Annotated in this window: 1 protein-coding gene; it reads right to left on the bottom strand. The window is 68.8% G+C overall.

Annotated features, from left to right (window positions below; genetic code table 11):
* On the bottom strand, positions 1-426 hold a 426-nt coding region (locus QRT08_RS18400; RefSeq protein ID WP_286047450.1), incomplete at both ends, for an EF-Tu/IF-2/RF-3 family GTPase.

Below are 426 nucleotides of genomic sequence, written 5' to 3'. Positions count from 1 at the left end.
TCGATCTTCTGATCGATCGACTCGATCGTACACGCGACCTGGGCGGTGTGGGCGTGGAACACGGGCGTGTAGCCCGCGGTGATCACGCTGGGGTGCTGCATCACGACGATCTGGGCCTTGAACGTCTCGGCAACGCTCGGCGGGTCCTCGGCGGGGCCACAGACGTCGCCGCGGCGGATGTCGTCCTTGCCGATGCCGCGGACGTTGAACCCGACGTTGTCGCCGGGTTCCGCTCGGGGTACCTCCTCGTGGTGCATCTCGACGGTCTTGACCTCGCCGCCGACGTCCGAGGGCTGGAACGAGACGTTCATGCCCGTCTCGAGGACGCCGGTTTCGACGCGGCCGACGGGGACGGTGCCGATGCCGGAGATGGTGTAGACGTCCTGGATCGGCAGGCGCAGCGGCGCGTCCGTCGGCGGCTGGGGC

The organism is Halalkalicoccus sp. NIPERK01 (assembly GCF_030287405.1).
Lineage (GTDB): Archaea > Halobacteriota > Halobacteria > Halobacteriales > Halalkalicoccaceae > Halalkalicoccus.
This window is presented reverse-complemented; position numbering and strand designations above follow the sequence as displayed.